The organism is Companilactobacillus nodensis DSM 19682 = JCM 14932 = NBRC 107160 (assembly GCF_000615905.1).
GTDB lineage: Bacteria > Bacillota > Bacilli > Lactobacillales > Lactobacillaceae > Companilactobacillus > Companilactobacillus nodensis.
Window position 1 is genome coordinate 1 of sequence record NZ_BAMN01000025.1, and the last position, 14,144, is coordinate 14,144.

The following is a 14,144-nucleotide window of genomic DNA, read 5'->3' on the forward strand; positions in this document are numbered from 1 at the left end:
CCAATTATGACTGGTCTTTTTATTTTGGAGGAAGAAACATGACATTTAGTGAAGCACTAGAACAACTCAAATTAGGCAAGAAATTGAAACGTAAAAATTGGAATGGTAAAAATCAATTTATCTTCTTAATTGATAGAGATTTTTTAGAAGATATTCTTCGCGGTGGCACAGATGAAAAGTGGGGAGATAGACCATGGAAAGAGAATGCTTTCTTAAATTCATTAGAAGTTACTGAATTTAATGTCACTGATTTATTAGCCATTAAGACAACAGCTAATCAGCTTCAACTAGGGTGGTTAGCAAGTCAAACGGACATGTTATCTGATGATTGGGAAGTAATTGATAACAGTCTAAAAGAGGTTAAAACAGAAGATTCAGCAATTGGATCGGACAATGCCGCAGCTAGTGCGATAAATAATCCAGTAAAGCACGCAATCCATAATTCATTTATGCCAGGTGCCTAATATGCTGAAATTAAATGATAAGGATTATACGTGGTTCCTGTTTGTTCTGACACTAATATTCGCAGCAGCCAAAGTATTTGGATTCATTACATGGAATTGGTTGTGGGTATTTAGTCCAATGCTAATTGCGTTAGGGCTATTTATTTTGTGCTATGGAACTGCTGGAATCGTTATGCTAGTTAAAAAACACAAAGCTAAGAAAGAGCTTAGAAGGATGTGCAAACATGATTAATATTACAGTTTACAAAGAAGCGGAATCAGGAGAAGGATATGAATATAATGAAATGCTAGTAAATCCTAAGCAAATTGTTTCGATAGGATCACATATGGTTGATGACCAGCTTTATCAATTAACACTTCCTAATATTGATGATTGTTATTTAACGGATGAGGAAGGAAAAGATAAGATTGTAGGTGCCTTGAGATGATTCACACAAAGGCTGGTTACATGACTAAGGAAGAAGCTAAGATGATTGGTGATCTAGATCGTGATTTGAAAAAGAAGAGAGAAAAACCTAAGCCAAGAAAGTAGGTGATGATGTTGGCTAAGTCAAACATTGGCGAATGGATAACTCCCGAAGGGCTACTTCAATTAGAAGGCTGGGCACGTGATGGCTTAACTGACGAACAGATTGCCCATAATATTGGGATTGTTCCATCTACGCTTTATGAGTGGAAAAAGAAGCAATCGGAGATATCGGAGGCCCTAAAAAAGGGGAAATCCGTTGTTGATCGTGAAATTGAGAACGCCTTATTCAAGCGTGCCAAGGGATTCACAGCTACCGAGACACAATATAAAGTAGTCCCGCTTGACGATGAGTTGATTGACGTTAGAAGACGTGACTATGAAAACAAGTGGAAGTTGAAGCATCCGGGTGCTTCTAAGCAAGAGATTCAAGATGCTGCTATCAAAGGCGTAAAGACAACCAGACGTATTAAACTAGGTTTAGTTGAAAAAGATATTCCACCTGATACGACTGCTGCCATATTCTGGTTAAAGAATCGTAAGCCTGAAGAATGGCGTGATAAGCATGAGACTGAGCTATCCGGTGGATTGAATGTTCATAACCCGTATGCAAATCTTACTGATGCCGAATTGAAGAAGATCGCTCATGAACAGAAGTGATTGGATTAGACGTGGTGCAGAAATTGAATTAGCACGGCGACATTTTTTTGATTTCTGCAAGCTGAGAATGCCCGACTTTTATAAGCCTAATCGTAAATACTTGGTTGACTTGTGTAACGATTTGGAAGATTTCTTAACCAGTGATGACCAGGTACTTGTAGTTAATGAGCCACCACGGCATGGGAAGTCTTTGACGGCTACCAATTACGTTGAGTGGTTACTTGGTAGGGATAGCACCGAAAGAATCATGACGGGCTCATATAATGAAACGTTATCCACCGTATTTTCTAAGTCGGTGCGTAATACGATTCAAGAAGTTAAAGCTGATGACAGCATACTTGTTTATAATGATATTTTTCCAGACACTCACATTAAATATGGCGATGCTGCAATGAATATGTGGAGCCTTGAAGGCAATCCGGTTAATAATTACCTTGCTACATCTCCAAGTGGTACAGCTACTGGTTTTGGTGCTGATCTAATTATTATTGATGATGTCATCAAGTCGGCTCAAGAAGCTAATAATGCTAATCGATTAGATGATATTTACCGTTGGTACGTTGATACAATGCTTTCACGTCTTGAAAAGGGTGGCAAAGTATTAATTATCATGACACGATGGGCTAGTGGTGATCTGGCTGGACGTGTATTAACTGAGATGCCAAAAGCTGGATATAAAGTCAAACATATCAATATGAAAGCTTTACAGGATGATGGAACAATGTTGTGTGATGATGTTCTATCCTATGACGAGTATAAGCGAAAGATATCAGTTATGAGTCCTGAAATAGCCGCCGCTAACTATCAGCAAGAGCCAATTGACTTGAAGGGTACTTTATATCAGAAGTTCAATACCTACACTAAACAGCCTGATTTTAGCGGTATCTATGCATATTGTGATACTGCTGATGAGGGTAGTGATTATCTGGTATCAATCGTTTATGGGATGTATAAGCAAGAGCCTTATATCTTGGATGTAGTCATGACACAGGAACCAATGGAAGTAACTGAATCATTGGTTACTGAAAGCTATTATCGAAATAAAGTTAACCTTGCTAGAATTGAATCTAATAATGGTGGTAAAGGGTTTGCCAGACAAGTTGATGCTAAGTTGAAGAATGAATATAAGACCAACCGCACTGTTATCAATTGGTTTCACAATGGTCAAAATAAAGATGCACGTATTCTATCTAACTCAAGTTGGGTAGAAGAGCATGTACATTATCCTGAAGACTGGAAGTCACGCTTTCCAGTCTTTTTTGATGCAATCAAGAAGTATCAACGTGCTGGTAAAAATTTACATGATGACGCTTCAGATGCTTTGACTGGTGTTGCTGAATCAGTTATGGCTATGCAATCTGTTGACCAGGCACCATCAATCAATGAGCAAGCAGACTACTTAGATAGTCTGGGATTTTAAATGAAAGGAGAGTGATCTAATGGCAATTGAAGATAATCCGATAGCTTACTATTCAAGTTTGCCTTATCCGAATCAAAGAACAGTTCATATGCTCAGTGGTAGACGTTTCTCGCTTGATTCAAACAAGCAATATAAAATGCCAGCCGAGTTGTTTAACGTTATCAAGGACGACCCTGTTAAGCTAGGCGAATTAGCAACTAAATTTATTGAGAAACATCAAGCACTACAAGTACCAAGATTATTAACTCTTTACCGCTATTACATTGGTGATAACGATATTCATTATTGGGACAGTGAGAAGTCCGAAAGCCGCGCAGATAATCGTATCGCTAGTGGATTTGCTCACTTCATTACATCAATTAAGACTGGTTATCGTTTTGGAAATAATATCAAATTTCAATATAACGATGATTCTGAAACATCTGAAGCCGATGAAGATAAACTCAATGATCTAATTAATGAATTCAATTCTAAAAATGATGAGTCGTATCATTAAAAAATAATGGGCAAGAACCTGTCTATCATGGGACGTGCTTACGAATTGATGTATGTTCGTGAGAATACCAATGAGGTTTCATTACGTCCTGTAGACCCTGCTAATGCTTTTGTCGTCTATGATTCATCAATGGAACAGCATTCTTTATTCGGTGTTTATTATTACAACGTCAATTTCAATGAACAAGATTATTGGTACACAGTTATTTATACGGATACAAATATTTTCATTTATAAGCCAACATCAAACTTTGATGGTCAATTAACGTTATCCGACAATCAAGAACACAATTTTGGCTCAGTCCCATTGACCGAATATATCAACAATGATGAGCGCATGGGCGATTGGGAGTATAAGCTCGATACAATTGATTCAATTGATAAAAGCAAGTCCGAAATGGCTAACTCACAAGAAGATTTCAGCAATGCTATGTTGATGATCACAGGTGATATTGATGTTCCTAAAACTCCGTGGGTTGGCGCTGATGGGCAGCCATTGACAGATAAAGACGGCAATATCATTTATAGAAAGACGCCTGAAATCAATACTCATCAAAGTAAAATTTGGTTAAAACCAGCATTGGTTAAGAATGGTATCAATGATAATGGTCAAGTCATTCAGCCAACTGCATCATATCTAACCAAAGAATTAAACTCAGACGGTTGGAAACTCTATATTGATGCTCTTAATATGGAAATCCACAAGGACACGAATACGCCTGATACAAGCGATGCTAATTTTGCATCTAATGCGTCGGGCGTTGCTATGTCTTATAAATTATGGGGCAATGATCAAGAACGTTCTAACCAGGAATCACTTTATACGCGCGGATTAATGAGACGTTTACGATTGCTTGGAAATTATTGGCAAGCATTAGGAAGTATCAAGAATGCTGATATGGTTGAAAATATCAATCCTGTCTATACGCCTAACATGCCTAAAAATGATGCCGAGATTATGCAAACTGTTACGGCTCTAGTTAACACTGGCAAGGTATCGGATCAGACTATTCGTGAGCAAATCGAACCCGTCACTGGCGTAAGCAATGATGCCGAACAACAACGTATTGACGAGCAAAATGAGAAAATAAAGGAAAATGATCCATTTAACAATGTATTTACTAGAAAGCCTGATGAGTCTCAAGATGATGATGGTGATAACACCGACGATTCTAATCCTGACGAGGTAGACAACAATGAAATTGACGAAAAGCCAAGCGATTAGTATTGCTCAAAAGATTTACGGTAAACAAGATATTAGAGTTAAAGAAATCGAATCGATGTATCGTGATACTCAATCAAAAGTTATCAGTGATGTTGATGCGTTTATTGGAGCTAATAAGTCATGGACTGCTAAAGCTAATCCTGGTGAAATTGCTGCCTTTCTTAATAATCTGAAAGACACATTCTATAATGCCAGTCCCGATGATCAGAATTTAATTAAGATGGCTTTCAATAACAATAATCTAAATACCAATGGCGATATGCTGATGGCTAATGTTACTCAAGATATTGTTAGACTGGCAATGGCACAAAAGATTCATTTAGGTGTCGCAACGGAAAATATTCCTAATGTTGTTTATGCACCAACTTATGCGCAGGCTAAAAATGTTATTAATAATAATCAGCATATTGCTGAGCAAAGTAAGAACGTGGATGCAATCATTTATAAATCTACGCAAAATGCCGTGTTAGACAGTCATGTTGATTCTGATATGTTTTCTTCAATAAATAAGCAAACTATGCAGACGTTGAGAAAAGTTCGTGAAGTGGCTGAAAAGGCTGCTAAAAGTCCTAAAGATTCATTAAATTGGACCAAGGATGTCTCTGATATATTGACTGGTGGAAACAAAGCAACGAATGGGCAAATGGGACGCGCTGCTGGCATGATTCGAACGGCTACCGCTCAAGCAATGAATAGAACTAGATTGCAAGAATTCTATTCAAGGAACGTTAAGAAGTATAAATATATTTCACTCGAATCACCAACGACGTGTGCTGACTGTGATGCACTAGATGGGCAAATATTTGATGTTGATGATGCTGAAGAAGGCGTGAATTTTCCATTGATGCATCCTAATTGCCAATGTACAGTAATTGAGGAGAATGATGACGATGATTGGGACACTTCTAATCATGATGTAACCGATGAATTAAATAATTTATAGACGACTTTAAGTGGTCGCCTTTTTTATTGCCTTCAAACGTGTGTCAGGCATTAAAGAGCCACGGATATAGTCGACGGACTCTAAATGGAAATTAAAGATGACGAGCTTAAAACGGGAGGATAACTCATGAACCCAGATAATAATCAAGAGCCAAATATTCAAACGAGCGACAACGAGCCTAAAGAAGTATCTAAGGAAGTATCTTTTGATGATAAGCAGCAAGAAAAGGTTAACCAATTAGTTAGTCAAACAAAAGCTAAGGAAAAGGATGAATCTGATCAAATCGTTAAAGAACTTCAAGACAAAGTTAATAGCATTCCTGATTTAATCAAGAGCGCTATTACTAAACACGATGCTGAGGCAAATATGACCGATAAAGAAAAAGCTGATGCTGAAACAGCTGACTTGAAGAAGAAACTTGAAGAATTACAAGCTGAAAATCAGCATCGGAATTTAATTAACTCAGCTACTAAAATTGCTGAAAGCATGAAGTTGCCATTGTCGTTTGCTGAATTATTCGTTGGTTCTACTGATGACGAAACAAAGCAAAACCTTGAAAGTGTCAAAACTGAATTTGATAATGCTGTGCAAGAAAGTGTTGAGAATCGTTTGAAGGGTAAGAGTACGCCTCAAACTGCCACAGGTAATGCGACAGTGACACTTGATAAGGATTTGAAAGATATGAGCCTTGAAGAACTTACAAAGGTTTATATGGAAAATCCTGATTTAATTAAGAAAGATTATTTAAACAAATAGAAAGAAGGAATTTTAAATGCCACAATTTACTGGAGCTACATTTCTAGGACAATTAGTTGTCCCTGAATTATGGGCACAATATATCAATAACGATACAACTAAAACTAATCGTCTTTTAACATCAGGAGCAGTAACTGCCGATGATGTTATGGGGGCACATCTCCAAGATCCCGGAAGACTAATGAATATTCCTGTATTGAATGACCTTAGTGGAGATCCTCAAGACTGGAACGATACTGATGATATCTCAATTGAAGGAATCACAAGCGATGAACATAACGCTATTAAATTTTATCAAGCTAAGGCGTTTGGACAAACCGATTTTGCAGAGCAAGTTTCAGGCGCTCAAGTGCAAGGACGCATTACATCACGATTTTCAAACTATTGGCAAGGTCAAGATGAACGATTGCTATTAGCAATTCTCAATAACATGTTCTTACTTGACGATATGCAAGAAGCTAAGTCATTCGGATTTGATAATGTTCAAGCCTTATCAGCTGGTAATTATTTAGCTGCATTATCAAGAATGGGTGATGTTGCTACTCCATCATTGACAAGATTAGTAGTTAACTCTGCTACCGTTTATGCTATGCGTGAACAAAATTTGATTGCTGATGTTCAACCTTCACAAGGCGCAACAGTATTAACAACTTATAATGGAATTCCAATCGTTGAAGATGACGATATTCCACTAGATGCTGACGGAACAACTACAATGTATGCAATGATGGATGGAGCTTTGAGATACTCAACAGCACCAGCTAGTCAAAACGCAGTTGAAGTAACACGTGACTCACTTGGTAAAGGTGGTCAATCTGCACTTATTAACCGTCGTATCGTTTCAATGCATCCAAATGGTTTAGGATATGATGTCACACAACCATATGTGGGATTAACTGTTAATAAATTGGAAACTGCTACAACTCCTTATTATAAAATTGTTACTGATCCAAGAAATATCGGTACTGTTGCCTACAAATTTAAGATTGATCCTAAGTATGTCGTTACAAATATCAATACTAAGGCTAAGAAGTCAACATCAACATCAGGTACTACATCAGGTACTACATCAGGTACTACATCAGGTACTACATCAAGTAAGTAATGAGGTGATTTCATGAGCGAAGAAACTCAAAAGATCACGGTTAATGATTCGGTACTGGCAAATATAAAAGTAGTCAATGACTTAGAAGATAATGATCCAAGGATTCCTCGTATTGAGATTTATATCGAAAATGCCGTAGATGAAATTGAATTATATTTAGGTGTTGATGATCTGGATTCAAAGCTATCTGTTGCCGTTCAAAAAGTCACACAGAATGCAATTACCAGGGAAAATTATGAGGGAACTAAGTCAGTTAGCGAAGAAGGGATGTCTTTGACATTCAGCGATACTGATCTAGATCCAATTCAAAGTTTGCTTGATTCATATAAGAATAGCCTTGCTGATAATGACCACAGAGGGGGCGTATTTACCTTTGATTAGACCAATTATTTATTTGATACGAAAAGTTAATGATCCTAAAGATGATGTACTCAATCACACAAAGACATTGGTAGCGACTAAGTTTTACGGTGCTAGAGTTACAGAATTGAATGGATCACAAGAGCAAATTAATGTAATTGGTAAGCAATATGATAGATCGTGGGTAATCAGACTGAATTGCCCTGAAACGGCTGATTATGTCGCTTTTGATGGTGAATACGATGAAAAGAAACAATCTCCTAAATATATCGTCAAACAAGTAAGACATCATAAGAGCAGAACGACTCTCTATGTTGCTGGAACGGAAGTGAAACCATGAGCTGGGATAATGAAGACGTACCAGTAGTCAGGATTCAAGCTAAGGATAACTTTAGTGATCCGCTGATTGCTATGGCTAGATCACTAAAACAGTCTGGCAATGCTGATTTGGCAGAAATGATACTTCAAGATAAAGCACGTCTTAAAAATAATGTGCCCAAGGCGGTCGATAAAGTTGCCAATGATGAAGTGGATGGCGCCCAAAAATTGATCAGAGAGCGTGAATACCATTCTAAAAGTGGCTATGTTGGCATGGTAATTTATGGAAATCAGTAGCAAAGCACTCTTCAAAAGACGGTATGTCATCTGATATCTATGCTAATGCCGAATCTAAAGATGGATATGAATACATCCAAGCTTTCGAAAATGGTCTGAAAGATAGAAATTATCCGGCTCAACATGTTATGCACGATTCGGGCATGCAGCTTGACGTTGATAAATATTCAGACGAAATCATTGAAAATTCAATAAAGTAGGTGATCAATTTGATTTCACCACAACGAGACATGGTTACATCAGCTATTAAAACAATCGAAACCATAGCAGACGACATACCGATTTTTGATTCTAGTGAGAGTGATAGCAACGGCTATCCTCAAATTATTATTTCAACAGGTTCAACCGGTGATTCACAGCGTGCTAAGAATGAACAACGTTCAAGTTATACTTTATATGTTGATTATTTTGACACGGTGGACAATGATCATGGCTTGATGATGGACACATGTTTCAGCATACGTGAGTATCTGAAATATTTGAGATTATCAAGTTATAATTGCTCATCTGTTGCTTTCAATCAAGTTGAGGTTATTGACAATTCAACTGATCAGAGTTTGAGACATGTGACAATCACAATGGATTACAACATAACAGAAAAATCATTTATTTAGACATTCATTTCAAAAGTGAATGTCTATTTTTTTACCAAAAAATTTGAAAGAAGGAAATAAAATGGCTGACAATACACAACCAGAAAACAAATTCAAAAAGGCCTTTAAAGGCCGCGATGCAGATAAAATCATCTATCTGTATAAGCGCTTTATGCATGAGCCAGTAGCTAATAAGGCGCATATTTTAGGTCAACAGAGTGCTACATCAGGTACTAACACAAGAGCAATTCAATCAACTGCCACTAAGCGTGGAACTGCTAAGGGCGTTGGTGCAATTAATCAACAAAGAACAGTCGATGTTATCTTTGATGATCCTAACAACAATGGAAAAGATCTCTATTGGGATCTATATGCAGCATGGGAAAAAGGTGAATTGATTGGCTTATGGCGTGTTGACCTAAATACGCTTCATGGAACAAAGCCAAATCGTAAAGCTCAAGCACAATTTTCTCAATCTTATGTTCCTAACTTGCCAAATACCGAAGCGCTTGGTGGAATCGTTACATCCAATCTTCAATTTGAAGTCAACGGCGTTGAACGGGCAATTAATTCTGATGAGAATGCTTTTGAATTGGACGAATCTGACCTTGATGATGGTGTGCTTGATGATTTAGATAAGTATTATAACTGGGCACATCCAAGTGACATTGGTACAGAAAACGGGGATGTGGTTGATAATACTGCCGATGATGAAACCATTACAGTTCAAGATACAACAACTGGTGAAGATGTCATGGGCCCCGGAGCTTCTAAATCAGCTAATACATCTAATCCAGCAAGTTCAAGTACAGGATCAAGCACAGGTACAGGATCAAGCACAGGATCAGGTACAGGATCACCAGTGTCTTCGAATACTAAGCCGACTGCTTAGTATCTAATCAAGTGCATACTCACATACTTGAGCGGTGGTGGACGGAATCAAATTATTAGGAGAAATTGAAATGCTAACTTTAGAGACAAAAAAAGGAATGATCACACCTACTTTTAATTATCTTTTATACAAAAATATTGCTGGTGAAGACAAGGATAAACGTACTGACAAATTTAATTCATTTTTAGATGGTTTATTTGCTGACAATGTAGATTCAGTGATTACTTTCTTTAAAGCTGTGGCTGGAAATTTGCTTAAAGAAGATGAGTTGGTTGATCAATTAAGTAAAGATGGTCGATTTGACGATATCCACGAAGTTACTAATGAAATTATTAAGGGACTAATTAACGCAGGTTTTTTAAAAGCGAAAATAAGCGAGTGGATGAGATACGGAGATCGTTTGATCAAAGGTATGAAGAAGAGTTTGGAATTGAAATCGGTAAAAGCCGAAGAAAAAGAAATGACTCAAATTCAAATCGATCAACTCGAAGAAAACATGAAGGAAGCAAACGAGAGAATCGAAGAAGCGAGCAAGTAAATCAGTTTGATTTGGATGAACAGATAAGTAGAGCTAGAAGAATTATCGGTATTACAAATATTGATGATTTTTGGAAGTTAACTCCCTTTGAATTTAATGATTTGTGTCGTGGAGCGTTGCTTGCTCAATATGACGATCTTGAGAATGAACGTCTTAAATCCTCGATGGTAAGACCAGTAGGTCTGATTGAAGATATTGAAACACAAAATCGATCAATTGAATCTTCACTTTTCGAGGTTAAAGATTTTGCTACCAATTTTGGCAAGGAGTCGGACAACATTCAAAGAAAACAAATCAGTGCAAAAGCGTTTCATGATCTGGTCATGGAAAGGGGGCGAGAATAGATGTCAGATATCGTAGTAAATAAAGTTATTAATTTTCTTGGTAAAGATCAGTTAACTCCGACCGCTCAGAGAGTTAAACAAGCAATGGATAACATCAATGATAAGAACGTAAAGCTTGATGTTACTGCTGATGAGCAGAAAATCGTTACATTTAGTCAAAAACTTCAGGGCTTGCCTAAAGATGTTCAAACTAAGTTGAATGCTATGGCTGAAAAGAGTGGCTTTGATACCTTTGAAGGCTACATGAAGACCGTCCCTAAAGATAAATACACTCAATTAAAGGCTAACGTTGAAAAAGGTGGATTCCAGGCATTTAAGAATGATTTGGAAAGTCTGCCACGTAGTCAACAATCCACATTAAAGGCTATGGCTGAAAAGGAAGGCTTCACTACCTTTGAGCAGTACTATCAAAAGGTGCCTAAAGAAGCACGTACAAAGCTCGATGCGATAGCTGATACACATGATGTTGATGACTTCATTCGTGAAACTGACAAGATTCCTAAGCATCTTAATACCAAAGTTGATGCCGATGTTAATGGTGGTAATAGTGCACTAGTTAACTTCAGCAATCATATTGATAAAGCTAAAGAAAAAACAAGCCAATTTAAATCAATCCTGGCAGGAAGTTTTGTTGGATCCATGATGACAACTGGACTTATGTCCATTGTTGGCGGTTTGAAATCAGCAACTTCAGCTGCAATGGAATACGCCAATGCTCAGCAAACCATGAATGCCACTTGGAAGACTTTAACCGGTAGCGCCAAAGATGGTCAAAAAATGGTAGATATGACCAACAAGATGGCTATAGCTGCTAATAACTCTACTCATATGGTTGACCAGTTAAATCAAAAGTTCTATTCAGTCAATGATAGTGCTGAAACTACTAAGAAATTAACAACTTCAGTATTAACACTACAGGATGCATTCGGTAAAACCGATGATGAAGTTGAGAACTTCGGAACTCAGTGGGGACAAATGGTTGCCAACGGGAAAGTATCCGCTCAAGATATGATGTCGTTCGTCAATGTCTTTCCTAAGTTGAGAATTGAACTGCTCAAGACCGAGCAGAAGATGACTGGTAACAAGAATCTAACGATGAAACAGCTGAACGACATGATCTCAGCCGGTAAGGTTTCATCAGATACCATGGATAAGGTATTGGAAGATACTGCAACCAAGTACGGCAAGGCTACTAAGAATTTTGGTGCCACAATAGCCGGAATGAAACGTACTATCCAAAGCCAAGTTCCGGTTTTGCTATCGGCTTTCACAGAGCCATTTTTAAATGCTCAAAATCCAATCTATAAAACTGTATCCGATTGGGTGGCAGACAAACGCACCAAGGATAAATTTGGTGATTTAGGTAAAACTATATCTAATGGGATGTCTGATGCCATGAGTGCTCTTTCTGGCGGTACAGGGGGACAAAAGGACTTTACTGACAATCTAAATAGGGGAATTGATTCGGTCGATAAAGGATTCAAAGTATTCTTTGGCTACATTACTGACCATGCTAAGGACCTGAAGACAGTCGGCGGCAGTTTAAATGAAATTCTAAAAGTATTTCTTAATGCAATTTGGAAAGATGTCGGTTCTATCATTACCACAATCGGTAGTGGCTTGGGGCTGATGAAAGACAGTTCTAAAGATGCAAGTGATCCATTACATGCGGTTGCTGATGCCTTGAAGGGAATTGCTAAACACAAAACAGCTATTAAAGCCATCGCAGGCTATTTAGTAGCTATGAAAACATTCAAGATGGCCAAGGGTGCATTTGACCCGTTACTTAAATTAGCAGGTATCAAATCTAAAGGTGGCGGATTACTTACTAAAGTAATTGGTTCTGGAGAAAATAAGAAAACAGTATTTAGATTTGGTACTGAAGGAATTGCAGCAACAAAGAAACAGTTATTAGGCCTAAAAGATTTATTAGGTAAAGTGACTCAAGGCGGTAAATTCTCAAAAGTTAGTGCCGGTAATATGACAAAAGGCGCAAAGATTGGTACAGGGGTAACGACTGCCGCTGTTGCTGGTGTTGCTACTATGGATGTAGTCGGTGCATTAAAAGCCAAGAATCCAGAGAAAAAATTTGAAGGATTTGGTAAAGCTGCCGGTGGAGCAATCGGTGGTGGAATAGGTTTCATGCTTGGTGGTCCAGCTGGTGAAGCTATCGGTGCTACATTAGGTCGTATGCTTGGAAAGCTCGGTGGTAAAGCTGCTAAAAACTTCACTGACGGATGGAATAAAAAAGGCCGTGGTGCAAAACCACCAAAGGGAATTATCCAGAAGGCTGGCTATTATTCAAGAAAAGCCGGAGATGCTGTTGTTAATTGGACAAAGGGTATCGCTACTTGGATGGGTAAGCATAAAAAAGAAATACTTCTTACTTTGGCCAACCCGTTTTTAGGTATTGGTGCCTTTATTTTAAAGGATACCAAAGTCGGTAAAGATTTCCGAAAGTGGGCATCTAATGCAATAAAGAATGTTCAAAAGGGCTTCAAATCCTTTAATAAAAAAGCTGGAAAAATTGGCGGTGGCATCTCTAAAGGCATCGTTAAAGGAATGAAAGGCTTTGGCAAGTTAGCACTTTATGCGTTAGCTTTTCCTGTCGGTATTGGTGTAAAGATAACTAAACCACTTGTTAAGCCAATTAAAAAATCGATTTCTTCATTGGTTAAATCAATTAAGAAAGATTGGAATGGGTTAACAAAATGGCTCGGTAAAATCTTTAATCCAATAGCTAAAAACTGGCAAAAATCTTGGAAGAAAATTTCTAAAGCTATAGATATGAAGAAATTCTCCAAGGATATGTCTAATACTATGTCAGACATGTCTAAGTCTATTCAGAAATCATCAGATGATGTTGGCAAACAGATGTCTAACATTTCTAAGTCAGTCAAAAAGTCTAAATGGGCTAAGGATTTAAAAGAGAAATTCAATGAAGCTCAAAAGAATGCAGGTTCTTGGAGTTCTGGCATGAACGACTGGTGGTCAGGATTTAGCTCTGGATTTTCAAAATCTTGGAACTCAATTTGGTCTGGCGTAGGTTCTTACTTTAGCAAAAAGTTTAGCGGATTATCTAAATGGTATAGCAATTTTTCAAGCGGTATGAACTCATGGTGGTCTGGCTTTAGTTCTAACTTCAAATCAGCTTGGCACTCAGTCTGGAAAGGAATATCTGACACATTCAAAAATATTTTGATGGATTAAAGGATATTGCTAAAAATGCCTGGAATGGAATCATTGGAATCGTTAATTCAGGTATTGG

General features: G+C 37.7%; 17 protein-coding genes and 1 pseudogene. All 18 read left to right on the top strand.

Annotated features, from left to right (window positions below):
• A partial coding sequence (locus JCM14932_RS16110) for a Thoeris anti-defense Tad2 family protein (RefSeq protein WP_051528135.1) occupies positions 1–464 on the top strand: 464 nt, incomplete at its 5' end.
• 1 nt (position 465) lies between these two features.
• Positions 466–696, top strand: coding sequence for a hypothetical protein (locus JCM14932_RS12140; RefSeq protein WP_025025090.1), 231 nt, complete (start codon positions 466–468; stop codon positions 694–696).
• Complete coding sequence (locus tag JCM14932_RS12145; protein WP_025025091.1) at positions 689–892, top strand: hypothetical protein; 204 nt, start codon at positions 689–691, stop codon at positions 890–892. Before JCM14932_RS12140 ends, JCM14932_RS12145 begins: the two co-directional genes overlap by 8 nt.
• A 113-nt stretch (positions 893–1,005) precedes the next feature.
• On the top strand, positions 1,006–1,590 hold the full coding sequence (locus JCM14932_RS12155) for a hypothetical protein (protein ID WP_025025092.1): 585 nt from the start codon (positions 1,006–1,008) through the stop codon (positions 1,588–1,590).
• Complete coding sequence (gene terL, locus JCM14932_RS12160) at positions 1,577–3,010, top strand: phage terminase large subunit (protein ID WP_025025093.1); 1,434 nt, start codon at positions 1,577–1,579, stop codon at positions 3,008–3,010. The genes JCM14932_RS12155 and terL overlap by 14 nt, the downstream gene beginning before the upstream one ends.
• 136 nt (positions 3,011–3,146) lie before the next feature.
• Positions 3,147–4,730, top strand: a pseudogene (locus JCM14932_RS15570) (phage portal protein).
• Positions 4,702–5,673 (top strand): minor capsid protein, encoded by a 972-nt coding sequence (locus tag JCM14932_RS12170; RefSeq protein ID WP_025025094.1) that lies wholly within the window; start codon positions 4,702–4,704, stop codon positions 5,671–5,673. Before JCM14932_RS15570 ends, JCM14932_RS12170 begins: the two are co-directional and overlap by 29 nt.
• A 126-nt stretch (positions 5,674–5,799) precedes the next feature.
• Positions 5,800–6,429, top strand: a complete 630-nt coding sequence (locus JCM14932_RS12175) for a DUF4355 domain-containing protein (protein ID WP_025025095.1) — start codon at positions 5,800–5,802, stop codon at positions 6,427–6,429.
• A gap of 16 nt (positions 6,430–6,445) precedes the next feature.
• Complete coding sequence (locus JCM14932_RS12180; protein WP_025025096.1) at positions 6,446–7,534, top strand: hypothetical protein; 1,089 nt, start codon at positions 6,446–6,448, stop codon at positions 7,532–7,534.
• A 12-nt stretch (positions 7,535–7,546) separates the two neighbouring features.
• Positions 7,547–7,915, top strand: coding sequence for a phage head-tail connector protein (locus JCM14932_RS12185; protein ID WP_025025097.1), 369 nt, complete (start codon positions 7,547–7,549; stop codon positions 7,913–7,915).
• Positions 7,908–8,234: a hypothetical protein gene (locus JCM14932_RS15575; protein ID WP_025025098.1), complete on the top strand. Its 327-nt coding sequence runs from the start codon at positions 7,908–7,910 to the stop codon at positions 8,232–8,234. The genes JCM14932_RS12185 and JCM14932_RS15575 overlap by 8 nt, the downstream gene beginning before the upstream one ends.
• Positions 8,231–8,509 (top strand): hypothetical protein, encoded by a 279-nt coding sequence (locus JCM14932_RS12195; protein ID WP_025025099.1) that lies wholly within the window; start codon positions 8,231–8,233, stop codon positions 8,507–8,509. The genes JCM14932_RS15575 and JCM14932_RS12195 overlap by 4 nt, the downstream gene beginning before the upstream one ends.
• A 23-nt stretch (positions 8,510–8,532) precedes the next feature.
• Positions 8,533–8,709 (top strand): hypothetical protein, encoded by a 177-nt coding sequence (locus tag JCM14932_RS16630; RefSeq protein WP_155832130.1) that lies wholly within the window; start codon positions 8,533–8,535, stop codon positions 8,707–8,709.
• Positions 8,710–8,718: 9 nt separating this feature from the next.
• On the top strand, positions 8,719–9,123 hold the full coding sequence (locus JCM14932_RS12205) for a hypothetical protein (RefSeq protein ID WP_025025100.1): 405 nt from the start codon (positions 8,719–8,721) through the stop codon (positions 9,121–9,123).
• 61 nt (positions 9,124–9,184) lie between these two features.
• Positions 9,185–9,994 carry a hypothetical protein gene (locus JCM14932_RS15580; RefSeq protein ID WP_025025101.1) on the top strand — a complete coding sequence of 270 codons (810 nt, stop codon included), beginning with the start codon at positions 9,185–9,187 and terminating at the stop codon, positions 9,992–9,994.
• Between the two features lie 70 nt (positions 9,995–10,064).
• Positions 10,065–10,532: a hypothetical protein gene (locus JCM14932_RS12215; protein ID WP_025025102.1), complete on the top strand. Its 468-nt coding sequence runs from the start codon at positions 10,065–10,067 to the stop codon at positions 10,530–10,532.
• 11 nt (positions 10,533–10,543) lie between these two features.
• Positions 10,544–10,876, top strand: a complete 333-nt coding sequence (locus JCM14932_RS12220; protein ID WP_025025103.1) for a hypothetical protein — start codon at positions 10,544–10,546, stop codon at positions 10,874–10,876.
• A complete protein-coding gene (locus JCM14932_RS16120; protein WP_025025104.1) occupies positions 10,877–14,086 on the top strand; it encodes a tape measure protein in 3,210 nt (1,069 codons plus the stop codon). It begins immediately after the preceding gene.
• Positions 14,087–14,144 lie beyond the last annotated feature (58 nt).

Coding starts and splice junctions, on each gene's coding strand:
- JCM14932_RS12140 (WP_025025090.1), top strand. CDS start 466: ATGCTGAAATTAAATGATAAGGATTATACGTGGTTCCTGTTTGTTCTG.
- JCM14932_RS12145 (WP_025025091.1), top strand. CDS start 689: ATGATTAATATTACAGTTTACAAAGAAGCGGAATCAGGAGAAGGATAT.
- terL (WP_025025093.1), top strand. CDS start 1,577: ATGAACAGAAGTGATTGGATTAGACGTGGTGCAGAAATTGAATTAGCA.
- JCM14932_RS12170 (WP_025025094.1), top strand. CDS start 4,702: ATGAAATTGACGAAAAGCCAAGCGATTAGTATTGCTCAAAAGATTTAC.
- JCM14932_RS12175 (WP_025025095.1), top strand. CDS start 5,800: ATGAACCCAGATAATAATCAAGAGCCAAATATTCAAACGAGCGACAAC.
- JCM14932_RS12180 (WP_025025096.1), top strand. CDS start 6,446: ATGCCACAATTTACTGGAGCTACATTTCTAGGACAATTAGTTGTCCCT.
- JCM14932_RS12185 (WP_025025097.1), top strand. CDS start 7,547: ATGAGCGAAGAAACTCAAAAGATCACGGTTAATGATTCGGTACTGGCA.
- JCM14932_RS12195 (WP_025025099.1), top strand. CDS start 8,231: ATGAGCTGGGATAATGAAGACGTACCAGTAGTCAGGATTCAAGCTAAG.
- JCM14932_RS16630 (WP_155832130.1), top strand. CDS start 8,533: ATGTCATCTGATATCTATGCTAATGCCGAATCTAAAGATGGATATGAA.
- JCM14932_RS15580 (WP_025025101.1), top strand. CDS start 9,185: ATGGCTGACAATACACAACCAGAAAACAAATTCAAAAAGGCCTTTAAA.
- JCM14932_RS12215 (WP_025025102.1), top strand. CDS start 10,065: ATGCTAACTTTAGAGACAAAAAAAGGAATGATCACACCTACTTTTAAT.
- JCM14932_RS16120 (WP_025025104.1), top strand. CDS start 10,877: ATGTCAGATATCGTAGTAAATAAAGTTATTAATTTTCTTGGTAAAGAT.